We start from the raw sequence: 21390 nt of genomic DNA, 5'->3' as shown, positions 1-21390 counted from the left end.
AATCGGGTTTGGCCTCTATACTCCCAGCCGAACCTTCTTTTTTCGTTCCCAGGAGTCGAGTCATGGATGAGCAAAAACGCGTCGAACCGGCAGAACCACGCTTCGAAAATGGGCACTTCATGCTCATAGCGGGGCTTGGCGGGCGATTTACCCAAGAGACGGCCGGCAAGATTCCCGAGCTCTGGGATAAATTCGTTCCCCACATCGGCAATGTTCCCGGGCAAAAGGGCGAAGTGACCTACGGCGTTTGCTGCAACCCGGATGGCAAGGGCGGTTTCGAATACATCGCCGGTGTCGAGATCAGCAAGCTCGACGATTTGCCCGAGAAATACCGCTGGGTCGAGATTCAGCCCCAGTATTATGCGGTGTTCGAGCACAAGGGCTCGCTGGATACCTTGCCCCAGACTTTTCAGTACATCTGGAACACCTGGTTGCCGCAGTCCGGTCACGAGGCAGCGGATGCCCCGGAGTTCGAGCGCTACAGCGACGATTTCAACCCGAAGCTCAATACCGGCGTGCTGGAAATCTGGGTACCGCTCAAAGCGTGATGAACGGGGCGAGGGGCGGATCGGCGGTCCGCCTCTCTGATCGATATCAACACCTTATTAATTTATGATCCCAGCCTTTCCCCGCCGATTCCGAGCTGCCATGAACACCGTCATCCGCCACGTCATTCCCGCTGACCTGGACCGCTGCTACGCCATCGAAACCGTTGCCTACGAAGGCGACGAAGCCGCCACCCGCGAGAAAATCGCCACCCGCATCGCCACCTGGCCCGAGGGCTTCATCGTCGCCGAAGTGGATGGCGTTGTAGCCGGTTTCGTCAATTCCGGTGCGGCGTTCGAGGTGGAAATGTCGGACGAAGCGTTCAAGGAACTGATCGGCCACGACCCGGCCGGCCCGCATGTGGTGATCATGTCGGTGGTGGTGCATCCGGATTATCAGGGGCAAGGCCTGGCGAAACGCTTGATGGCTGAGTTCATCCAGCGCATGCGCGCACTGAACAAGGCCAGCATCCACTTGATGTGCAAAGAGCGGCACATTGCGCTGTATGCCGGGTTTGGTTTTGCCTACATCAAGCCTTCGGCGTCCGACCATGGCGGGATGGCGTGGCATGAGATGATTCTGGACCTTTGATCGATCTTCTAATAGAGGCTATCGCGCACCCTGGCCGGCGCTTCCCGGTCATACGTCTCGGCATCGAACTGCCCATTATTCAGCCGTTTGTGAAACGCCCCCGCCGTCGGCAGGGCAGAGCGCTCGAGGTAGCGCTCGGGGTTCCACAAATCCGAACGCACAATCGCTTTCGAACAATGGAAATACGCCGCTTCCACCGTCACCAGCATTACCGTGCGCGCCGGTTTGCCATTGACGGCAAAACTCTCCAGCAATGCCGGTTCGGCGCTGATCTGCGCCGTGCCGTTGACCCGCAGCGTCTCGCCGATCCCCGGAATGATGAACAGCAGCGATACCCGTGAGTCGAGCACGACATTGCGTAGCGTGTCGATGCGGTTGTTGCCGGGGCGATCCGGGATCGCCAGCGTGCGCTCATCGATGATCCGCACAAAACCTGGCGTATCGCCACGCGGTGAACCGTCCATGCCGTCGGGGCCGACCGAGCTGATAATCACCAGCGGCGAGGCGCGGACCATCGCCTGATAGTCCTCGTTCAGAAAGGGGATCTGCTTGCGTACCGCGCGTTCATGGGGCAGGCCGTAGATCGCTTCCAGCGCTTCGATTGAGTTCAACATTCGTTCATCCCTCCATGAATCAGAAAACCAGTCCCATCCGTCGTTCGTAACCGATCCGGCCTTTGTACGCTTCGCCGCTGTCGACAAAACCGTATTTGGCATACAGCGCGATGGCCGATTCATTGTCCGCATCCACCGACAATTCCAGCCCTTTGATTTCCGGCCAGGCCTGGCGCGCCACCTCGGGCAGGGCTTGCAGGCAGGCCTTGCCGTAACCTTTGCCCTGGGCACGGTGATCGACTTGCAGGGCGTGCAGGGTGGCGCTGTGTTCGTTCGCCCAGGCCGGCAGCACCGGCGGGCGCTTGAGCAGCAGGAAGGCCACCGGAACCTCTTCGGCCAACAGGGCAAAGCCTTTGACGCCAGGGCACGGTTTGGACAGCAAGGTGTGCAATGCACCGTGGATGTCGCCGGAGAATCTGATTTGTTCGGCGTGGATTTCGATGGCCTCGACCTGTCGGCGCTGCAAGGCGTTCAGGCTTTCGTAAGGCACGAGTCGGGCTGTCACTGGAGTGTCCTTTTTCCAACAAAAATGAGCCTCGGATTCTAGCGAGTTTGCCTCCATGGATTATTTTTATTTCGGTTGTCGATTTGGTTTTTCGCCAGACGACTAAAGGTGTCTTCAACAAAAAACGTGGAGAAGCCTCATGAACGCTCAGACACAAATCCATAACTTGATCGAGAACTACCGCCAGGCGGTCATCGCCAAGGACGTGGAAAAGGTCATGGCCCTGTACGCCGACGACATCGTCTCCTTCGATGCCGTCAAAGCCCTGCAATTCAAGGGCAAGGCGGCCTACCGTGCGCATTGGCAGGAATGCATGGAGATGTGCCCCGGCCCGCATATTTTCGAGTTCCATGAAATCAACGTCGTGCCGTCGCAGGAGATCGCTTTCGCTCACTGGCTGGCGCATTGCGGCGGCACCAATGAAAAGGGTGAAACCCAGGCTTGCTGGATGCGCGTCACCGCGTGCTATCGGCAGGAGGCGGGGCTCTGGCAGATCGTCCACGAACACTGGTCGGCTCCGTTCGACATGACCAGCGGCGCGGCGCTGTTCAACCTGGAACCCTGATGGTCGGGCTGTTTATCGGAAAGCAGCGCCAAAGCGCCAATCGACAGCCATAGTTGATCAGTTCGGTCACGGCAAAGCCGCCTGAAATGGAGAGTCCCATGAAGTATTTATGCCTGGTCTACAGCAACGAGCACGCATTGCACTCGATGCCCGAAAGCCCCAACGACGCCGAGTGCATGGCCTATGCCGAGTCGATCCAGGGCAGCGGCCGGATGATCGCCGCCGAAGCGCTGGAGTCGGTGCAGACCGCGACCACCGTGCGCATGCGCAACGGCAAAATGTCGATCACCGACGGCCCGTTCGCTGAAACCAAGGAGCAGTTGGCCGGCTTCTACCTGATCGATGCCAAGGACCTCAATGAAGCCCTCCAGGTCGCCGGTAACATTCCGGCGGCCCGGGTCGGCTGCGTCGAGGTGCGGCCTGTTCGCCAGTTAAATCCCTGAGTAATCCTCACAACGGAGTTCTTTTATGAGTGCGCAATACGTCCAGCGAAAAATGGCCCCAGGCATGCCGGACTGATGCCGGGCGAATCGGTACGGGCGCAAGTCGAGCAGGTTTACCGCGACGAGTCGCGGCGAATCCTGGCGACCCTGATCCGTTTGCTCGGCGATTTCGACCTCGCCGAAGAGGCGCTGCACGAGGCGTTCTTCGTCGCGGTCGAGCGCTGGCAGCGTGACGGTGTGCCGGACAATCCGCGCACCTGGCTGGTGTCCACCGGCCGTTTCAAGGCCATTGATGTGTTGCGCCGGCGAGCGCGCTTTAACGCGTCCCGGCCATTGTTGATCGCTCAACTGGAGGCGCTGGAGCAGGCCGACTGGAGTGACGAAGACGTGGAAGACGATCGCCTGCGCCTGATCTTCACCTGTTGTCACCCGGCGCTGGCGGCGGACGCTCAAGTGCCGCTGACTCTGCGCGAAGTCTGCGACCTGACCACGGAAGAAATCGCCCGGGCATTTCTCTCGGCACCGGCCACCATCGCCCAGCGCATCGTGCGCGCCAAGGCCAAGATCCGTGACGCGAAAATCCCTTACCAAGTGCCTACCCTGGCGGAACTTCCCGAGCGACTCGACAGCGTGTTGCGGGTGATCTACCTGGTGTTCAACGAAGGGTACTCGGCGTCTGTCGGCAGCGAGCTGACCCGTGAAGACCTGACGCGCGAAGCGATTCGTCTCGGTCGGTTGTTGATGGAACTGTTGCCTGAACCGGAGGTGATGGGGCTGCTGGCGCTGATGCTGTTGCATGAGTCCCGGCGCCCGGCCAGGACCTCCGCGAACGGTGAGCTGATTGTGCTGGATGAACAGGATCGCTCGTTGTGGAACGCCGAGCTGATTGCCGAAGGCTGCGCCTTGATTGAGCGGGCGCTGACCACGCGGCGCTTCGGACCTTATTGCCTGCAAGCGGCGATTGCCGCGGTGCATGCCGAAGCACCCTCGGCGGCAGAGACGGACTGGGCACAGATTGTCGGTCTGTACGACGTGCTGCTGCGGGCGGTGCCGTCGCCGGTGATCGAACTGAACCGCGCGGCGGCGCTGTCCAGGCGCGATGGCCCACAGGCAGGGCTGACGTTGATCGAAGGGATTCTGGCCCGGGGCGAGTTGCTGGATTACCACCTGGCGCATTCGGCACGGGCAGAGTTTTGCCGGCAGTTGGGAAGGGTGGAAGAGGCGCGAGCGGCGTATCAACGGGCGCTGGAATTGACACAGCAGGTGCCGGAGCGGCGGTTTATCGAGGGACGGCTCCGGGCGTTGGAGTGATATGATTTCAATGGCCCCATCGCGGGCAAGCCACGCTCCCACAGGATTGTATCGAATCGCAAAGGTGTGATCGCCTCAATCCTGTGGGAGCGTGGCTTGCCCGCGATAAGGTCCGCAGGACCTTCATTCCAGCATCTTGCCTAATAACCAACTCCCCGCTGGCCCCGGCGGGTGCAAACGCGACCACAGCGCATCGACATACACCGGTTTCGGCCAGCCGCGCACTTTCAATTCCACCAACGAGCCAGCCCCGAACCGTCCCACCAGCCATCGCGGCAACGGTGCCCAGCCGAACCCGCCCTGGGCCATTTCCAGCAGCATCAGGTAACTTGGCGCCGACCAGACCCGCCCCTTCGCGCGGCTTTCATACGGATTGACGATCGTCGCCAGACGCAGTTCGCGGTGCTGTTGCAGCACGTCCTGATCGATGTCGTTCAGCGTCGCCAATGGGTGCGCGTGGGACACGAACAGGGCGATTTCCGTGCGCTCGTCCACCGTCGAACTGACCAGATCCGGCGGGTAGCTGTCCTGCATTTCGGCGAAGGCGACGTGCGCGCGGCCGCGTTGTACCAGTGCCACGAGGTCATCGCATTCGGCGATCAGGCATTCAAGTTCCAGGTCTGGATACCGCTGCTCGAAAGCACTGAGCGCCGCTTCGAAACGGTCGGACTGGTAAGTGTCGGAAATCGCCACGGTCAACTTTGGCTCGATGCCTTGGGACAGTTGGCTGGCGGTCATTTCCAGACGGCTGGTGGCGGCCAGAATCTCCTCGGCCCGTTGCAGCATGACGTGCCCGGCCGGAGTCAGGCTCGGCTTGCGACTGCTGCGGTCGAAGAGGACAAGGTTCAGGTCGATTTCCAGGCTCGCCACGGCGGCGCTGATGGTCGACTGACTGCGCCCGAGCTTGCGCGCCGCGGCGGAAAACGAGCCTTGGGTCGCGGCCTCTACAAACGCCAGCAACACTTCGTGGGAAGCCATGAACTATCGCCTTGATCGATGGTTATTGGTTATGAAGTATCGGTGTGAGGATAGATCATGGCAACCACAGTCACTCAGGGAGTCTGGCCATGAACGCCAACAAATCCATCACTGAACGAATTCTCCAGGCCATCGGTTTCGAACTGCTGGCGATATTGATCTGTACTCCGCTGCTGGCCTGGGTCATGGACAAACCCATGCTGGAAATGGGCGTGGCAACCATGGCGATTGCAGCCCTTGCCTTGGCCTGGAACGTGGTCTTCAACGGCCTGTTCGACCGCTTGCTCAAGCGCTTTGCCATTGTGCGTAACGCTTGGGTGCGGGTGGTGCATGCACTGTTGTTCGAAGGCGGGCTGGTGGCGTTTGGGGTGCCGTTGATTGCCTGGTGGCTGAAGATCAGCCTGTGGCAGGCGTTCCTGCTGGACATTGGCGTGCTGCTGTTTTTCCTGCCGTACACCTACGTGTACCACTGGGGTTATGACGTGGTGCGGGAGCGGTTGATGATGCGCAGGGCGTTGGAAGGGTAAAAGCAGAGATCGCAGCCTGGGGCTGCGATCTTTTGCTCTTTGCTTACAGAAACATCCCCCCCGAAGCCTCGACGCGCTGCCCGTTGATCCACTGGCCATCCGGCGCCAACAGCAACGCAATCGCGCCCCCGATATCGTCCGGTTTACCTACACGACCCAACGCTGTATTGCCGGCGACGTAGCTGTTCACGTCGTTGTTATCGCGCACTGTTCCACCGCCGAAATCGGTTTCGATGGCGCCCGGTGCCAGCGTATTCACCGCAATATTGCGCGCACCGAGTTCTTTGGCCTGGTAGCGCGTCAGCACTTCCATCGCGCCCTTCATCGCCGCGTAGGCGCCATAACCCGGCAGGCTGAAGCGGGTCAGGCCGCTGGAGATATTGATGATGCGCCCGCCGTCAGCCATCAACGGCAGCAGGCTCTGAGTGAGGAAAAACGGCCCCTTCAAATGGACGTTCATCAGCAAGTCGAACTGCGCCACCGTGGTGTCGACGAAGTTCGCGTGAATGCCGACGCCTGCGTTGTTGATCAGAAAATCGAAATGCTGACGATCGAAGTGTTCGCGCAACACCTCTCCAACCCGGGTGCTGAAATCGGCGAAGTGTTCACTCTGGCCGACGTCGAGTTGCAGCATGGCGGCGCGGCCACCGAGTTTTTCAATCTCCGCGACCAGTGCCTGCGCATCGCCAGCCTGGCTGTTGTAGGTGCCGATGATGTCGATGCCTTGCGCTGCCAGATGCAGGGCGGTGCTTTTGCCAAGACCGCGACTGGCGCCGGTGATCAATGCGATTTTACGGTTCATGGGACTTCCTCAAGAGCAGTGAGTGATGATGTGGAGAAAGTTTATTTATCCGCCTCAGGGTGATAAACAGGTTGAAATCGGAATCACTGGTCGATTAATCCGAACAATAGAAGGTCGGCCCATGAACAAACTGGAACTGCTGCGCACCTTCGTCCGCGTCAGCGAAATGTCGAGTTTTACCCTGGCGGGGGAAAGCCTGGGCTTGCCCAGGTCTACGGTGTCCGAGCACATCCAGGCCCTGGAAACACTGCTGGGCACGCGTCTGTTGCAACGCACCACGCGCAAGGTTCAGGCGACGCAGGACGGTCTGGTGTTGTACGAACGCAGCAAGGACTTGCTGTCGCACATGGATGAAATCGAGGGGTTGTTTCGCCAGGACGAGGCTTCACTCGTCGGGCGGATTCGCATCGACATGCCGAACATTCTGGCCCGTCGCGTGGTGATGCCACGCTTGCCGGAATTCATGGCGCGGCACCCTCATCTGGAACTCGAAATCAGCAGCACCGACCGCCGGGTCGATTTGCTCAGCGAAGGGTTTGACTGCGTGGTGCGGATTGGCGCGCAGCCGGATCAATCGGTGGTCGCGCGTCATTTATGCGATTTCGCCATGGTCAACTGCGCCAGCCCCGCGTATTTGCAGCGCTATGGCGTGCCTGAACAAATTGAAGATCTGGCACAGCATCGGCTGGTCCATTACGTCGGTGTATTGGGCGCGCGGTCGGAAGGTTTTCTGTACGAGGAGGGGGGCACACTGCATCGAGTGCCAATGGCAGGCAGCATCACGGTGAACAGCACCGACGCTTATGAGTCGGCATGCCTGGGTGGTTTCGGCTTGATCCAGGCGCCAGTGACGGGGCTGCAGTCGTACCTGCACAGCGGCGAGTTGGTCGCGGTACTGCCGCAGTTCAATGCACCGTCCATGGAAGTCTCGCTGCTCTATGCCCGGCAACGGCATTTACCGTTGCGGGTCAGGGCGTTCATGGACTGGCTGGGGCAAATCATCCAGTCCAACGCATGACCTGTGGGCGCGATACTTCAGAACAGCTTGGTGAACAACCAGTACAAGCTGCCCGACAGCACAATCGCCGCCGGCAAGGTCAGCACCCAGGCCATCAGCAGGTTGCGGATGGTCTTCATCTGCAAGCCGCCACCGTTGGCGACCATGGTCCCGGCCACGCCTGAAGACAACACGTGGGTAGTCGATACCGGCAGGCCGAACATGTCGGCGGCGCCGATGGTCAGCATCGCCACGGTTTCCGCCGAGGCGCCTTGGGCGTAGGTCAGGTGCGTCTTGCCGATTTTCTCGCCGACCGTCACCACGATGCGTTTCCAGCCGACCATGGTGCCCAGCCCCAGGGCGATGGCCACCGCGATCTTCACCCACAGCGGAATGAACCGCGTGGCGTTGTCGATCTGTTGCTTGAACAGTTGCAGCTTGCCGGCGGTGTCGGCGTCGAAGTTGCCGACCTTGTTCTTGTCCATCAGGCGAATGGTTTCGCTGGTCAGGTACATGTCGTTGCGCACGTTGCCCATCGCTTCGGCCGGGACTTTCGACAGCGAGCCGTAACCCTTCACTTCGTTACCGATTTGGCCTGCCAGCGCGGCGAGGGCGGGGATCAGTTGCGGGGTGGCTTCCTTGTTGCGCATGTAGTCGGTCAGCACCGGGCGTGGATCGGTGGGCATCGGCAGTGGTGTGTTTCTCATCAGGGCTTGCTGGGTGACTTCGGCCACCGCGGCGAATTGCAAGGCCTGATCCGCCGGCATGGTGCGGTTCAGCGCATACGCCATCGGCAGCGTGCCCACCAGAATCAGCATGATCAGGCCCATGCCTTTCTGGCCGTCGTTGGAGCCGTGGGCGAAGGACACGCCGGTGCAGGTCAGAATCAACATGCCGCGAATCCACCACGGTGGCGGGGTATCACCCTTGGGCGCCTTGTACAGTGCGCGATTTTTGACGAAGACACGCAACGCCAGCAGCAACAACGCGGCAAATGCGAAGCCGATCAGCGGCGACAGCAGCAACGCGTAACCGACCTTGGTCGCCTGGGCCCAGTCCACGCCACTGGTGCCGTCGCGGCCGTGCATCAAGGCATTGGCCACGCCGACACCGATGATCGAGCCGATCAGGGTGTGCGATGAAGAAGCCGGCAAACCCAGCCACCAGGTGCCGAGGTTCCACAGAATGGCGGCGATCAACAGGGCGAAGATCATCGCGAAACCGGCGGAGGATCCGACCTGCAGAATCAGCTCCACCGGCAACAGGGCGATGATGCCGAACGCCACCGCGCCGCTGGACAGCAACACCCCCAGGAAGTTGAAGAACCCGGACCAGGCCACGGCGAAATTCGGCGGCAAGGAGTGGGTGTAAATCACCGTCGCCACGGCGTTGGCGGTGTCGTGAAAACCGTTGACGAACTCAAAGCCCAAGGCAATCAACAGGGCGACGCCCAACAGCAGAAACGGCGTCCAGGTGGTGACCACCGTGCCGAGTTCGCTCATGTCGTGCATCAGACTGTAGGCGGTGAACAACAGCCCGCTGCCCAGCACGGCAAAGAACATCACGAAGGTGAGCAGGCCGGGTTTTTTATCGAACTGCGGCCTGGCGCTACTGACGGGCGCCTGGGAAGCGGCAGTGAAGGAAGGCGTAGCCATGCCGGAAAATCCTGAGCAGAGAAGGAGTATCGGCCATGATCGTTGCTAAATATTACAGTGAGACTGCGCTGGGTCAGTGTTTGGTTTTTTTTGCGACACCGCGGATCGTTCCCACGCTCCGCGTGGTAACGCCGCCCCGGACGCTCTGCGTCCAGCGTTTGACGCGGAGCGTCAAAGGATGCATTCCCACGCGGAGCATGGGAACGAGCGATCTGGGATAAAGCCTTGGTACTTTGCTTAATAATCGCGCCGCTTACGAAACGCCCAGCGCCCGGCAATCAGGGTAAACGTCGCCACCAGCGCCACCAGAATCCAGAACCCCTCCGGATCACCGGCAAGCGGCACCCCGCCGACGTTCATGCCGAAGAAACCGGCAATGATGTTGATCGGCAGCGCCAGCACCGTGACCACGGTCAGGGTGAACAGTGTGCGGTTGCTCTGCTCGTTGAGATTGGCGGCGATTTCTTCCTGCAATAGCTTGATCCGCTCACCGAGCGCAGTGAGGTCGTTGATGATCAGCGCAAACTCCTCGGTGGATTTGCGCAGCTCCTTGACGTCCTCCTTCTGCAACCATTGCGGCGGGCGATTGAGCAGGCGCAGCAACGAGCCCGGCTCCAGTGCCAGCAACCGTTGCAGGCGCACCAGCACCCGGCGGTTGGCGCCCAGTTCGGCGCGGTTGGTGGACAGGCGCGACGACAGCAATTCATCTTCGATCTGATCGACACTGAGGCTGGTCTTGCGCACGATTTGCGTCAGCACTTCGCCCTGATCACGCAGCAAATGCACCAGCAATTCCAGCGGTGAGCGAAAGCATTCACCGGCCTTCACCGAAGAGCGCAGCTTGTCCACCGAGTGCAGCGGTTGCAGGCGCGCGCTGATGATCAGCCGACTGCGGGCGCAGACCCACAGCGTCGAGACATCCGAGGAAACCATGCTGCTGAGGTTGAACACCACGTCGTTGACCACCGCCAGCAACGCCGAATCGACATGCTCGATGCGCGTCGAACGCGACCCCTCGTGCAAGGCTTCGAAAAACTCGTCGGGCAATTCCAGATGGCTTTTCATCCAGCGCTCGCACGCCGCATGAGCCAGGTTCAGGTGCAGCCAGAGAAACTCATCACTGTCGTCCGGTTGTTGCAGGCAGTGCAGTGCCTTGGCCGAATCGATCTCTCGACCGCGCTCGCCGGGGCGAAAACTGAAACCGTAAAGCAGGCCGAACAGGTCGGAATCGCGATGGCGTTGGTCAATGCTGTGGTTCATGAAGTCTCGCTGCGAGGAGGCGCCTGTCGCGGGTTTCACAGGTTCACTTGAGCCCCATCATTGCAAGCGCTCATGACGGTTGTGTGACGGCGAGGTGTACGCAAACGATTGCGATACCGATGGTCGGATTCTCCTCAAGAACCGCTCTGGAACGCCGATCACGCTTGGGTTACGTTTGCGCGCCTTCGGCCAAGGGCCAATGTGGCAGACAGGGATGTCCGGATACTTTTCACGCCTTCATCAGCGTGCCTCATTCCTGTTTCGAGTACTTCCCGATGTCTTTGCAAAAGTCCCTTCGAGCACAAATTCTCGCCCTGTTGAGTGGCAGCCTGTTGGCGATGTTGTTGATCGCTTTGGCCTGCTTTCACTTTCTGTCCAACGGCGTTCAGAGCTACGCGAATCTGATTGAAGGCCCGTTGCACACTTCGCAATTGATTGATGAAGCCAACCTGCAATTCAAGGTGCAGGTTCAGGAGTGGAAAAACGTCCTGCTGCGCGGCAAGCAACCCGCGGACCTGGACAAATACTGGAAGCAGTTCGAGGAGGGGCAGCGCAATGTGCAGGGTATCCTTGGTGAACTGGCCGGGCAGAAGGGTATGGAGCCGCAACTCAAGACCCGCATCGAACGCCTGCGTGAGGAGCATCGTGTATTAGGTGCGGCGTATCAGAAGGGCCGTGATGCCTACGTGGCGGCCGGTGCCGACCCAGCGGCCGGCGACAATGCGGTCAAGGGCGTGGACCGCGCCGCCAGCGAGCAGATGAATGAACTGGTCGGCGAACTGCGCAAGCAGAGTGTCGAACAATCGAAATTGATCAGTGCCAGTGCCGATCAGACGGTGTTGTCGGGGCTCGCGGTGATGCTGGTGTCGGGCCTGCTGATTGGTTTGTTGAGTCTGTGGCTGGTCAATCGCAACCTGGTGGAGCCGATCCGCAAACTGATTGACTACGTGGCGCAACTCAGTCAGGGCCGGTTCGCCGAACGCGTGGCCAGCACCCGTCAGGACGAGTTGGGCAACCTGGCCAGGGCCGCCAACACCTTGCGCGATTTCCTCGCCGAAACCTTCAGTCGTTTGCAGCGCAGCGCGTCGGACCTGGACAGTGCCAGCGGTGAGCTGAACTCGATTGCCGGCCTTATGGCCAGCGGCACCAACGAGCAGTTCAATCGCACCGATCAGGTGGCCACGGCGATGAACGAAATGTCCGCCACCGCGCAAGAAGTCGCGCGCCACGCCGCCGAAGCGGCACGTGCGGCCGACGATGCCGATCAGTCCGCCCAGCAAGGCGAGAAGGTCATGCAGGGCACCATTCACACCATCACCCAAATGCGTGGTGAAATCGCCAACACCGCCACGGTCATCCGTCGTCTGGAAGAAGACAGCGGGCGCATCGGCAAGGTGCTGGAAGTAATTCGCGGCATTGCCGAACAGACCAACCTGCTGGCGCTCAACGCGGCAATCGAAGCGGCCCGTGCCGGTGAAGCCGGGCGCGGCTTTGCGGTGGTCGCCGATGAAGTACGCAGCCTGGCCCAGCGCACGGCAGCGTCGATCATCGAGATCAACCAGATCATTCAAACCGTGCAAACCGGTGCGGTGGATGCGGCCCAGGCCATCGAAAGCGGCCAGTCGCGCAGTGAGCAAAGCGTCGAGCAAGTGACCCAGGCCGGCGCCATGCTCGAGCGGATCACCCATGCCGTGGAAGCCATTCGCGACATGAACCGCCAGATCGCCACCGCCGCAGAAGAACAGACTTCAGTGGCCGAAGACATCTCGCGCAACCTCACCGAAATCACCAGCATCGCCAGCACCAACCTGGACAACGTGCAGCGCACCGAAGCGGCCAGCCACAACCTGCATGGGCTGTCGGGGCAATTGAATGAGGTGACGGCGCGGTTGAGCGCCTAGTGAAATGGGCTGTGTACCGAATCGGTTACCGAGTCGGTACACAGTCGCTCTCAAGTTCGTGCCGCGCCTGACGATGACGCAAGTTACCCAAACTGCATACTGGATAACGCCCATGGTCAGCATCAGCTCCGTTTCAATCAACCAGACCCTGTCGACCTCTTCAAGCCAGGTTTCGATCAGCGACAGCACCGAAGACAGCACCGTCGCGGCATCCACCGAGGCCTCCAGTGACACCACCAAGGCTGCCGCTGGCGGTGCAGCCGCGTCGAGCGAAAGCAGCTCCAGCAGCAGTGAGTCCGATACGGTGAAAGAACTGCGCAAGCAGCTCGCCGAACTGCAAAAACAGTTACAGGAACAACAGCAGCAGTTGCAAGCGGCGCAGGCCAAGCAGGAAAGCAGCGAAGCCAAGGCGGCAGAGGTCGCGGCGGCTCAGTCGCAAATTGCGGCCACGTCAGCTTCCGTGCAAACGGTGACGGCGGCGTTGTTGCAGGCGTTGCAGGATGAGGGTGGCAGTACGTCGGGTTCGGTGGTCAGCACCACCGCTTAAGTCCTGGGGGGCAAGCTGAAGGTAAATGTCGTGCCCTGCGGCTCGGTCGATTCCACCTCCAGTTTGCCGCCATGGGCCAGCGCAATCTGGTTGGCAATGTACAACCCCAACCCGAGGCCGGCCTGTGGTGTTCCGCCGGTCGGTCGCGAGTAGGGCTGGAACAGATGCGGCAGCGCATCCTCGGCAATCAGCCCCTGGTTTTTCACGCTCAACACGAAGTGCCCTTCGTTGACCTGCGCACTGACCTCGACCGGGCCGTCGGGATCTCCGTGGACAACGGCATTCGCCAGCAGGTTGGACAGCAACTGCGCGACCCGTTCGCGATCGCAATGTATGTCGCTCAGGTCGTCAATCGACGCCTGAATATTGCGCTTGGGGTGAATGCTCTGGATCTCGGCGATCACATGCCGCAGCACATCCCCCAAGTCAGGGCACGGTTCGATATTCATCGGGATGCCGCGACCCAATGACCCGCGCGCGAAGTCCAGCACATCATCGACCAGTTTGGTCGCACGCCGGGCGCTGGTGAGGATATGCCGCACCCGTTGCTCATTTGGCGGGTCTTTGAGTTTGCGCAGGAGCATTTCGGCACCGGCGCTGATGGCGAACAAGGGGTTGCGCAGGTCATGGCCGAGCACGGCGATGAACTGTTCGCGCAGTTCGGTGGTTTTACGTGCCTTGATCGGCGCCTCTTCGGTCCGTTGCAGGTTTTCTTCGGCCTCGATCTGCAGCGCGAGCATCCGGGCGAACGATTCCATGGTGCTCTGGATCGTGCTGGACCTGAGCGGCGCGGGATCAGGATCGAGGGCGCAGAGGGTGCCGAAGAAGCGTCCATCGGTGCGAAGTATCGGCACCGCAATGTAGCTTTCGAAGGGATGATCGCGGCTGAGCGGGTCTTCACTGACCTTGTCGATGACCACCGAGTGCTGGCCCCGGCGAACTTCGTCGCTCAGCATGGAGACCAGCTGCAGTTCATCGCCCACCTGCACGCCGAAATCCAGTCGATCGAGCACCGCGCAGGCGATCCAGGTGTTTTCGATGACGCGGGCCACCGCGGCGAACCGCAACCCGGTCAGCTCACTGATCACCTGAAGAACCGCCGGCACCGCGCTGATCCGGCCGATCGTGGCGATGTCTGCTGCCGCTGTTTGCCCCATATCCGTGGTTCTCTGCTTCATCATGCTGAGTGGTGGTGTTGAGGGATTCTAGCGGGCTAGCGCAAAAGGGCGCGACTTCGTTCACCACTTCAGCGATTTGCCTTACGCCGAACGCAAAAAAGCCGAACGACCCGAAGATCGTGCGGCTTTTTGACGTTGAATCACTTGTCTTGTTTGTTGCTCAGGACCTTGCCAGTGGCGGCATCGAAGTCCACATCCCATTCGGTGTTGTCAGCCAGACGCAGTTCAACTTCATATTCGTAACCGTTGAAGTGGTTATCCAGATCGGTATCGGTAATCGTGGCGCCCGGATGCAACTTCAGCGCGGCCTGGTTCATTTCTTCCAAGGGTTTGATCTTGCCGCTTTTGACCAACTCGGGGATCTGGTCGACGCGAACGTCAGCTTGGGCCAGGCCAGCGGTGAGGGTCAGGGCGGCAGCGGTGAACAGGGCAGTTAAGGTTTTCATCAAGTTCTTTCCTTGGAGGAGCTGTTTAAGTGGGATCAGGTTAAACAGCGCAACTTAATTCACCCTTAAAAAAACAATCGCGGGCAACCACGCTCTCACAGGTTTTGCGCAGACCTTGTGGGAGCGTGGCTTGCCCGCGATGGGGACGACGCGGTGCAGTGCCTGGCGCCAATCAGTACCCGTTGTTCTGCAACAACTGCGCAACACTCGCCGCTGCCGGGCGCTTGTAGAACTTCAGCAGTTCGCTGGCGCGGTTGGTGAAGATGCCGTCGACACCGGCATCCGTCACTTTCTGATAATCCACGGCATCGTCGATGGTGTAGACGTGCACCAGCATGCCCTGATCGTGGGTGAACTGGTTCATCCACGGTTTCACCAGGTCCGAATAGCTCTGATCGCCACCCTTGGTCAGCGCGGCAGAAGGCCCGGTGCCGATAGCGCCCTGGGCCTTGGCGTACTCGACCCATTGCTGGAATTCGGCTTTGTCTTTCGGTTCCTGTTTGGCGTAGTAAGTCGCTTTGTCCTTGTCTCCGGACTCGGCGAACGTCACTTTGGATTTCGGCTCGATGCTGCCTTCGCCGACCCACAACAGCAGGATTTTCGGCACTTGCGGCATTTCCTTCTCGAGCAGTTCGAGGCTGCTCTTCTCGAAGGTTTGCAGCACGACTTTGCCTTTCCCCTGGCCGACCGCCAGATTACTTTTTGCCAGTTTGGAACCCGTCGGGCTCAGCCAGCCACGGTCCTGCAATTTATCCTTGAGATCGCGTTCGATGCCGGGAAACTGCTTTGGCTCTTTGGTTTCGATGTACAGGCCAGGCTTGTGCAGTGGATTGCCTTGGGCGATGTCGATGATTTCGTCCAGGGTCAGGATCTTCAGACCCACGTAGCCAGGACGCGCGCGATCCGGGTACGCCGTGTTGAACCAGCTGCCGGCATCCAGGGTTTTGAGTTCAGCGATGGTGAATTCGTTGGCCGGGCTGTCCTTGCGCTCAGGGAATTTGGTAGCGACGTCCGTGGTGCGTTGCAGGTTGTTGTCATGCAAGGCGAACAGCACACCATCCTTACTACGTTGCAGGTCCATTTCCAGGTAATCGGCGCCCAGGTCGCGAGCCAGTTTATAGGCCGCGGCGGTGGATTCCGGTGCATCGAAAGAGGCGCCACGGTGGGCGATCACCGCCGGGTGCGGAATGCCCAGGCGGGTTGCCAGTGCGCTGGGGCTTGGCTCGCTGGTGGCCTGTGCCTGGCCGAGGCCGAGCATCAGGCTCAGCAGCAGCGCGCTCTTGGTGAAGGTGGCAGGCATGGTCGAAGTCCTTTTGCGATGAGTTTTCAAAGACGTATCTTTTAACAACTGAGCGGCGCTTGTGCTATCGCCAGACCGACATAAACGTGTTTAAAGATGATTTCTTCAACGCTTTTGTGCGGCTCTTTGCAGTAATCTTCACACCGGCAGTTTCCCCGGCAGAGGGAAACCCGTTCACTTGCCCTGTGTGTAAACCATCGATCACCGGTCCTAAGCGATCTTTTGTGAGGTTTACCATGCGCATCACTTCCCAGCTCATTTGCCAGGCCGCCGACCAGCTCAAAGGCTTCGTCGGCCTCAATCGCAAAACCGGCCAGTACATCGTGCGCTTCAGCGAAGACGCCTTCGGCATGGACGTGGCTGACGACGGCATCATCCCCGCCAGCGAATTTGTCTGGGCACCCGGCCCCGAGCAGACCATGACGCTCAAGCGCGAACTGATTCAGTTGCTGCTGGACCAGAACATCGACGACCGGATCAACATCACCGAGCCGTTGCGGGTTTACATGAATCGACAGGACGTGCCGCAGATTACGGCGGTGAGGAGTTTGGTGCGGGGGTGAGGGTTTTGCGGTGGCTGTTCTGGCGTCTTCGCGGGCAAGCCCGCGAAGACGGCCTCCAGAATCACCGGGTCATTCACTGATTGAATGCATAGGCCCGCTCAACCTTGCACACCCGCGTATGACACGCCGAATACCAGGTTGATCGCCCGCGTTCACGAATCGCGCTGTGCTCGGGGTGATGCTTCCAGGCCAGGATCGCCGCTTCGCTGGCCCAGTAGGACACCGTAATCCCGAGTCCATCCGCGCCCCGGGCCGATTCCACGCCCAGGAAGCCGGGTTGCTCACGGGCCAGTTCCACCATGCGTTCGGCGGCCTGTTCGTAACCGTGATCGCCTTCGGTGCGCAGCGAGGTGAAAATCACTGCGTAGTAAGGTGCTGCAGGTGTCGGGGCGATCATGATTTTTGCCTCACACAGGCCTCGACCAATGCCTTGACCAACGGCGGCAGCAGGCCTTTGAGTGCGGCGCGTTCCGGTTGGAACAGCGTTGCGACAAAGAATGGATGATCCTTCAGCTCCACTGCCCGCAGATCCCCCGCCGAATCGTGGCCAACCGCGTGCAACTGTCGCGTCAGTAGCTGCCGTTCAAACTCGGGATTCACACCGTAACGGCAGTGATAGCCTTCACGAATCTCCGCATTTTCGTACGCCTTGGCGATCAACGAGCCTTCAACCAAATGAATGCTGTCGACGGCTTCCACCAGCGCACAGGTCAGCGGCGTGAGTAACGCCCGCGTCGCGTCGGTCGAAGTCTCGCCGTGTTCGGCATCTTCCCAGCCCAATACGTTGCGGGCGAATTCCAGCACCGCGTGCTGAAAACCGCCGCACGTGCCGAGGAACGGCCGTTGTAGTTCCCGGGCAAAGCGGATCGCCCGTAACGCGCCATCCATGTCGCGATAAGGGCTGGCGGGCACACACCAGAAACCGTCGAAGTCATCCAGTGGTGTATCGGCGGTGATGTGGTCGGTGGCCAGCCATTGAAACTGAACGTTCTGGCCAGTGTGTTCGGCGGCCATGCCGAGGGCGACGGGGATGGCTTTATGGGCGGTGACCTGTGGATCGTAGTCACCGATCAGGGCGATGCGAAGGGCGTTGGTTTCCATGAGTGATCTCGACGCTTGTTGATTTCTGGCACCGACTATAGATTGGCGTTCACGCAATCAATATTGGCGTTATCCCAAGTGATCAATGCATCGACGCACTATCGGCTGGACTATCCCGACCTCTCGCTGATCCTCGCTTTGGTGCGCGGCGGCTCTCTGGCCCGGGCTTCGGCGTTGTTGAAGGTCGACGTGTCGACGGTGTTTCGCGCGGTCCGTCGACTCGAAGCCGCGCTGGGCCAGCAACTGTTCGAAAAGAGCCGCGCTGGTTACCTGCCTACCACGTTGGCTCAGACCCTGGCCGAGCAGGCTGAACGCGCCGAACAAGCACTGGAGGCGGCGCGCATTGGCGTGGAGCAGGGCGGTGAAATCATCAGCGGCACTGTGCGCCTGACCTGCACCGATTCGGTCCTGCAAAGTCTGCTGCTGCCGGCGCTGGCGCAATTCATGCCGTCTTACCCGGCGCTGACCATCGAGCTCTGCACCTCCAATGACTTCGCCAACCTCAGCCGCCGCGATGCCGACATTGCCTTGCGGCTGACCCGCACCCCGCCCGAGCATCTGGTTGGACGGCAATTGGCCGACATTTCCTACCGGGTCTGTGCCAGCGAGGCCTATCTGCAATCGGTCGAGTCCCACGACCTGGCCTCATTGACCTGGATCGCCCCCGATGACTTCCTGCCCGATCACCCCACCGTCGCTTGGCGGCGTCAGCAGTTGCCTGGCGTAACACCCGGTTATCGCTGCAACAGCATGTTGTCGGTGACCGAGTTGGTGCGGGCTGGGCTGGGCGTCGCGGCGTTGCCGGACTTTTTGATCGGTGACGGACTGCAACCGTTGACCGAGCCCTTGCACGGTTACGACACCGCGCTGTGGCTGCTGACCCGCCCGGACTGCCGCGCGTTGCGCTCGGTGGTGACGTTGTTCGACGAGTTGGGGCGGGCGCTCCGGATCAAACCTTCGGTGGCTCCTTGCCGATGAAGTGTTGATGCATTTCCGACGTCAGGCTTTCGATGCGCTCAGTCAGGGTCTTGGTGATTTCGGTGAGCCGGGTATTTTGCTCCAGCAACTCCTTCAGTTGCGCAGTGTTCCGCGCGGCCTGGGCCTGACGTTCACTGTTGGCGATGGCCAAGGCTTCACGATGTCGCGCATCGGCGTCTGACTGGGCTTTGTCCCGCGCGGCCTGACGCGTCTGGGCCAGCAGAATCAGCGGCGCGGCATAGGCTGCCTGCAGGCTGAACGCCAGGTTGAGCAGGATGAAGGGGTACACATCGAATTGGGTTACGCCGGACAGGTTCAGGCAAATCCAGATCACCACCACCAAGGTCTGGGCGCCAAGGAAGGTCGGCGTGCCGAAGAACCGCGCAAAAGCCTCGGCGCGCAGGGCAAAACGGTCGGTACCGAAAGTAGGTGCCAGGTGAGCGTGAGGGCGATGGAAGCGCAGGTGATCGACGGGGCCGGTGATTTCGGTTTCGGTTTCGTGGGTCGGAGTGCTCATGATGCTCTCTGAAGGGGGCGGGGACTGAGGCTCACTATAGCTCCAGCGTCAGTCTCATTCAGAAACACATCACCGGGTTCTTATTCAGAGCGACCGATCAGCGATAAAACGGCGGACATTGTCATTTTTTGCAGCTTGATTCAGCACGTATAACACGCCAGGAACATGTCCAGCGCCGACTCCACCACGGTGTGCTGCATGTCGGGCGACAGGCCCGATTGGCCCATGGAGATCTGCGGCCAGAACGCAAAGGACTTGAGCAATCCATGGATCTGCTGCGCGGCGAACTCAGGCGCGACCTGTTTCAGGCGGCCATCGGCCTGGGCGGCGCGAATCCACACGGTCAAACTTTCTTCGCGCTCACCCATTCGGGCAACCATGTTCTGCGCACGCTCAGGAGAGTGGATGGTGGCGGCAATCGCCACCCGCGCCAAGTCGAGAAAATTGTCATCGGCCAGCATCTGCAATTTCGCCTGCAACATCAGGCGCAACTGATCGCGCAGGGGAAGGTCATGGCGGTAGGCCGTTTCCTGCTCGGCCGTTACCCGGGTCCATAACTGATTGAGGATTTCGGCGAACAACTCTTCCTTGCTCGGGAAGTGGTTGTACACCGTGCGCTTCGACACACCGGCGGTGGCGGCAATCTTGTCCATGCTGGTGATGTCGAAACCGTTGGCACGGAATTCGGCAATCGCCGCCTGAATGATGGCTTCGCGTTTTCGGTCGGTGAGGCGCTGTGGAGCTGTCATAAGTACGCTTCGGCAGGGAGAAGTGGAGAACTACACTTAGTAGTTTACTTGTGATCGGCTTTGATGCAACCTAGAAACTACACTGTGCAGTGTAATGTTGTGTTAATCCTGCACTGTGAGAAATAGAATCCTCGGCTGATGCGTGCGTGCCTTGGCCATTTATCGTCCCAAGCGGAAAATCGTCGATTGTGCGGTTTTTCTGGAGTCATTCAGTCATGGACACTTCAACTTCCTCAGCGAACAACGCTTCAACGCCTGAAGCGTCCCGACAGGCTCAAGGGCAGTACCGAAACCATGTGCCGGTGCAGCGCGAAGGCTTTCGCAAAACCTTGCGCATCCTGTGGAACTTCATCTTCAACAAACCGCACGACACCCGGCCGTCAGCCCCCGTTCCGGTGCAAACCCTGACCCAGGCGGCGTTGATTGCCGCGCCTAACCACAGCGTCTATCGCCTGGGCCATTCCACGCTTCTGCTCAAGCTGCAGGACAAGTTCTGGATCACCGACCCGGTCTTCGCCGAACGCGCCTCGCCCGTGCAATGGGCCGGCCCCAAGCGTTTCCATCAGCCGCCGATCAGCCTCGAAGACCTGCCGCCGATTGAAGCGGTGATCCTGTCCCACGATCACTACGACCACCTCGATTATCAGGCCGTGCTCAAACTGGCGGACAAGACCCGCTACTTCCTCACGCCTCTGGGCGTGGGTGACACCTTGATCAAGTGGGGCATCGACGCCAGCAAAGTGCGCCAACTGGATTGGTGGCAGGGCACCGAGGTCGATGGCCTTCAATTCGTAGCCACACCTTCGCAGCACTTTTCCGGTCGCGGGCTGTTCGACGGTAACAGCACCCTTTGGGCATCGTGGGTGATGATCGACGGCGATACGCGGATTTTCTTCAGTGGCGACAGCGGCTACTTCGACGGCTTCAAACGCATCGGCGAGCAGTACGGCCCATTCGACCTGACCCTTATGGAAACCGGCGCCTACAACGTCGAGTGGCCTCACGTGCACATGCAGCCCGAGCAAACCCTGCAAGCGCACATCGACCTTAAAGGGCGCTGGTTGCTGCCGATCCACAACGGCACCTTCGACCTGTCGATGCACGCCTGGTACGAACCTTTCGACCGTATTCTGGCGCTGGCCTGGGAACGGAACGTATCGATCACCACGCCGCAAATGGGCGAGGCGTTCAACGTGATGTATCCGCAGAGTGGTGGCGCGTGGTGGTTGGGTGTGGAAGATGTAAGCGATCAGGCGACAGTGCAGAACGCTTGATGTTGTGCTGCCTGGGCGCTGGCGGTGCAAGCGCCCCGGGCT

The 21390-nt window shown here is 60.1% G+C and carries 25 protein-coding genes; 12 read left to right on the top strand and 13 right to left on the bottom strand.

What is annotated here, in order from left to right; genetic code table 11:
• The first annotated feature begins 62 nt into the window (after positions 1 to 62).
• Entirely contained in the window at positions 63 to 548 is a 486-nt protein-coding gene (locus PSH69_RS23220; RefSeq protein WP_305409950.1) for a GyrI-like domain-containing protein, read from the top strand.
• Between the two features lie 100 nt (positions 549 to 648).
• Complete coding sequence (locus tag PSH69_RS23215) at positions 649 to 1137, top strand: GNAT family N-acetyltransferase (RefSeq protein ID WP_305409949.1); 489 nt, start codon at positions 649 to 651, stop codon at positions 1135 to 1137.
• 8 nt (positions 1138 to 1145) lie between these two features.
• Here the strand turns inward: PSH69_RS23215 and PSH69_RS23210 are convergent, their stop codons facing one another.
• Together PSH69_RS23210 and PSH69_RS23205 are read right to left on the bottom strand one after the other, a co-directional pair.
• The gene (locus PSH69_RS23210) at positions 1146 to 1751 is read right to left on the bottom strand and encodes a pyridoxamine 5'-phosphate oxidase family protein (RefSeq protein ID WP_305409948.1); all 606 of its coding nucleotides are present in this window, start codon (positions 1749 to 1751) and stop codon (positions 1146 to 1148) included.
• Between the two features lie 19 nt (positions 1752 to 1770).
• Positions 1771 to 2256 carry an N-acetyltransferase gene (locus PSH69_RS23205; RefSeq protein ID WP_305409947.1) on the bottom strand — a complete coding sequence of 162 codons (486 nt, stop codon included), beginning with the start codon at positions 2254 to 2256 and terminating at the stop codon, positions 1771 to 1773.
• Between the two features lie 139 nt (positions 2257 to 2395).
• On the opposite strand from PSH69_RS23205, the gene PSH69_RS23200 reads away from it, so the two are divergent.
• The 3 genes from PSH69_RS23200 to PSH69_RS23190 all read left to right on the top strand — a co-directional run bounded on the left by PSH69_RS23200 (position 2396) and on the right by PSH69_RS23190 (position 4575).
• Positions 2396 to 2821 carry a nuclear transport factor 2 family protein gene (locus PSH69_RS23200; protein ID WP_018926431.1) on the top strand — a complete coding sequence of 142 codons (426 nt, stop codon included), beginning with the start codon at positions 2396 to 2398 and terminating at the stop codon, positions 2819 to 2821.
• A gap of 98 nt (positions 2822 to 2919) precedes the next feature.
• The gene (locus tag PSH69_RS23195) at positions 2920 to 3264 is read left to right on the top strand and encodes a YciI family protein (protein ID WP_305409946.1); all 345 of its coding nucleotides are present in this window, start codon (positions 2920 to 2922) and stop codon (positions 3262 to 3264) included.
• A 75-nt stretch (positions 3265 to 3339) separates the two neighbouring features.
• The gene (locus PSH69_RS23190) at positions 3340 to 4575 is read left to right on the top strand and encodes an RNA polymerase sigma factor (RefSeq protein ID WP_305409945.1); all 1236 of its coding nucleotides are present in this window, start codon (positions 3340 to 3342) and stop codon (positions 4573 to 4575) included.
• 123 nt (positions 4576 to 4698) lie between these two features.
• Here the strand turns inward: PSH69_RS23190 and PSH69_RS23185 are convergent, their stop codons facing one another.
• On the bottom strand, positions 4699 to 5553 hold the full coding sequence (locus PSH69_RS23185; protein ID WP_018926428.1) for a LysR family transcriptional regulator: 855 nt from the start codon (positions 5551 to 5553) through the stop codon (positions 4699 to 4701).
• Between the two features lie 89 nt (positions 5554 to 5642).
• Here PSH69_RS23185 and PSH69_RS23180 point away from each other — a divergent pair, with 89 nt between their 5' ends.
• A complete protein-coding gene (locus PSH69_RS23180) occupies positions 5643 to 6080 on the top strand; it encodes a multidrug/biocide efflux PACE transporter (protein ID WP_305409944.1) in 438 nt (145 codons plus the stop codon).
• Positions 6081 to 6123: 43 nt separating this feature from the next.
• On the opposite strand, the gene PSH69_RS23175 is transcribed toward PSH69_RS23180, so the two are convergent.
• Positions 6124 to 6882 carry an SDR family NAD(P)-dependent oxidoreductase gene (locus PSH69_RS23175; RefSeq protein WP_305409943.1) on the bottom strand — a complete coding sequence of 253 codons (759 nt, stop codon included), beginning with the start codon at positions 6880 to 6882 and terminating at the stop codon, positions 6124 to 6126.
• Between the two features lie 121 nt (positions 6883 to 7003).
• On the opposite strand from PSH69_RS23175, the gene PSH69_RS23170 reads away from it, so the two are divergent.
• On the top strand, positions 7004 to 7900 hold the full coding sequence (locus tag PSH69_RS23170; RefSeq protein ID WP_305409942.1) for a LysR family transcriptional regulator: 897 nt from the start codon (positions 7004 to 7006) through the stop codon (positions 7898 to 7900).
• 17 nt (positions 7901 to 7917) lie between these two features.
• On the opposite strand, the gene PSH69_RS23165 is transcribed toward PSH69_RS23170, so the two are convergent.
• Both PSH69_RS23165 and PSH69_RS23160 read right to left on the bottom strand, forming a co-directional pair.
• Positions 7918 to 9534 carry an inorganic phosphate transporter gene (locus PSH69_RS23165; protein ID WP_305409941.1) on the bottom strand — a complete coding sequence of 539 codons (1617 nt, stop codon included), beginning with the start codon at positions 9532 to 9534 and terminating at the stop codon, positions 7918 to 7920.
• A 237-nt stretch (positions 9535 to 9771) separates the two neighbouring features.
• On the bottom strand, positions 9772 to 10794 hold the full coding sequence (locus tag PSH69_RS23160) for a transporter (RefSeq protein ID WP_019581436.1): 1023 nt from the start codon (positions 10792 to 10794) through the stop codon (positions 9772 to 9774).
• 275 nt (positions 10795 to 11069) lie between these two features.
• Between PSH69_RS23160 and PSH69_RS23155 the strand changes: the two genes are divergently transcribed.
• A complete protein-coding gene (locus tag PSH69_RS23155; RefSeq protein WP_019581435.1) occupies positions 11070 to 12695 on the top strand; it encodes a methyl-accepting chemotaxis protein in 1626 nt (541 codons plus the stop codon).
• A gap of 112 nt (positions 12696 to 12807) precedes the next feature.
• Positions 12808 to 13242 carry a hypothetical protein gene (locus tag PSH69_RS23150; protein ID WP_305409940.1) on the top strand — a complete coding sequence of 145 codons (435 nt, stop codon included), beginning with the start codon at positions 12808 to 12810 and terminating at the stop codon, positions 13240 to 13242.
• Here PSH69_RS23150 and PSH69_RS23145 read toward each other — a convergent pair.
• The 3 genes from PSH69_RS23145 to PSH69_RS23135 all read right to left on the bottom strand — a co-directional run bounded on the left by PSH69_RS23145 (position 13239) and on the right by PSH69_RS23135 (position 16166).
• Positions 13239 to 14399 (bottom strand): GAF domain-containing sensor histidine kinase, encoded by a 1161-nt coding sequence (locus tag PSH69_RS23145; protein ID WP_305409939.1) that lies wholly within the window; start codon positions 14397 to 14399, stop codon positions 13239 to 13241. The two genes, PSH69_RS23150 and PSH69_RS23145, sit on opposite strands and share 4 nt — an antisense overlap.
• Positions 14400 to 14560: 161 nt before the next feature.
• Positions 14561 to 14866 carry a PepSY domain-containing protein gene (locus tag PSH69_RS23140; protein WP_007934833.1) on the bottom strand — a complete coding sequence of 102 codons (306 nt, stop codon included), beginning with the start codon at positions 14864 to 14866 and terminating at the stop codon, positions 14561 to 14563.
• A gap of 172 nt (positions 14867 to 15038) precedes the next feature.
• Positions 15039 to 16166, bottom strand: a complete 1128-nt coding sequence (locus PSH69_RS23135; protein WP_305409938.1) for a glycerophosphodiester phosphodiesterase — start codon at positions 16164 to 16166, stop codon at positions 15039 to 15041.
• Between the two features lie 236 nt (positions 16167 to 16402).
• Between PSH69_RS23135 and PSH69_RS23130 the strand changes: the two genes are divergently transcribed.
• Positions 16403 to 16729 carry a DUF2025 family protein gene (locus tag PSH69_RS23130; RefSeq protein WP_064616425.1) on the top strand — a complete coding sequence of 109 codons (327 nt, stop codon included), beginning with the start codon at positions 16403 to 16405 and terminating at the stop codon, positions 16727 to 16729.
• Between the two features lie 73 nt (positions 16730 to 16802).
• Here the strand turns inward: PSH69_RS23130 and PSH69_RS23125 are convergent, their stop codons facing one another.
• Together PSH69_RS23125 and PSH69_RS23120 are read right to left on the bottom strand one after the other, a co-directional pair.
• Positions 16803 to 17126, bottom strand: a complete 324-nt coding sequence (locus tag PSH69_RS23125; RefSeq protein WP_305409937.1) for an antibiotic biosynthesis monooxygenase — start codon at positions 17124 to 17126, stop codon at positions 16803 to 16805.
• The gene (locus PSH69_RS23120) at positions 17123 to 17830 is read right to left on the bottom strand and encodes a CTP synthase (protein WP_305409936.1); all 708 of its coding nucleotides are present in this window, start codon (positions 17828 to 17830) and stop codon (positions 17123 to 17125) included. Before PSH69_RS23120 ends, PSH69_RS23125 begins: the two co-directional genes overlap by 4 nt.
• A 15-nt stretch (positions 17831 to 17845) precedes the next feature.
• On the opposite strand from PSH69_RS23120, the gene PSH69_RS23115 reads away from it, so the two are divergent.
• Positions 17846 to 18808: a LysR family transcriptional regulator gene (locus PSH69_RS23115; protein ID WP_305409935.1), complete on the top strand. Its 963-nt coding sequence runs from the start codon at positions 17846 to 17848 to the stop codon at positions 18806 to 18808.
• On the opposite strand, the gene PSH69_RS23110 is transcribed toward PSH69_RS23115, so the two are convergent.
• Positions 18780 to 19325 carry a DUF1003 domain-containing protein gene (locus PSH69_RS23110; RefSeq protein ID WP_019581427.1) on the bottom strand — a complete coding sequence of 182 codons (546 nt, stop codon included), beginning with the start codon at positions 19323 to 19325 and terminating at the stop codon, positions 18780 to 18782. The genes PSH69_RS23115 and PSH69_RS23110 overlap by 29 nt on opposite strands.
• Positions 19326 to 19465: 140 nt before the next feature.
• Positions 19466 to 20074, bottom strand: coding sequence for a TetR/AcrR family transcriptional regulator (locus PSH69_RS23105; RefSeq protein WP_305409934.1), 609 nt, complete (start codon positions 20072 to 20074; stop codon positions 19466 to 19468).
• Between the two features lie 215 nt (positions 20075 to 20289).
• On the opposite strand from PSH69_RS23105, the gene PSH69_RS23100 reads away from it, so the two are divergent.
• Positions 20290 to 21348 (top strand): MBL fold metallo-hydrolase, encoded by a 1059-nt coding sequence (locus PSH69_RS23100; RefSeq protein ID WP_305409933.1) that lies wholly within the window; start codon positions 20290 to 20292, stop codon positions 21346 to 21348.
• Positions 21349 to 21390 lie beyond the last annotated feature (42 nt).

It is taken from the genome of Pseudomonas sp. FP1740, from assembly GCF_030687165.1.
Classification (GTDB): Bacteria; Pseudomonadota; Gammaproteobacteria; order Pseudomonadales; family Pseudomonadaceae; genus Aquipseudomonas.
Note: the sequence above shows the minus strand (reverse complement) of the source record. Positions and strands in the feature narration are given on the sequence as shown.